The organism is Neobacillus niacini, assembly GCF_023715415.1.
GTDB lineage: Bacteria > Bacillota > Bacilli > Bacillales > Cytobacillaceae > Neobacillus > Neobacillus niacini_C.
Window position 1 is genome coordinate 1 of the sequence record NZ_JAMBOB010000106.1, and the last position, 245, is coordinate 245.

General features: G+C 44.1%; 1 rRNA gene. It reads right to left on the minus strand.

The window, feature by feature from the left end:
* A 5S ribosomal RNA gene (gene rrf, locus M3189_RS26775) occupies positions 1-110 on the minus strand; the annotation flags it as partial.
* Positions 111-245 lie beyond the last annotated feature (135 nt).

Consider the following 245-nt stretch of genomic DNA (forward strand, 5'->3'; position numbering starts at 1 on the left):
CAACGTCCTACTCTCACAGGGACAAAGTCCCAACTACCATCGGCGCTGAGAAGCTTAACTTCCGTGTTCGGTATGGGAACGGGTGTGACCTTCTCGCCATTGCTGCCAGACTATTTTTTTGAGGTATCATTCCCTCAAAACTAGATAATTTCAGAAGAAGTTTTGTAAAACGAGTTTGCCTTTAAAAATTGGTTAAGTCCTCGAACGATTAGTATCAGTCAGCTCCACATGTTACCACGCTTCCA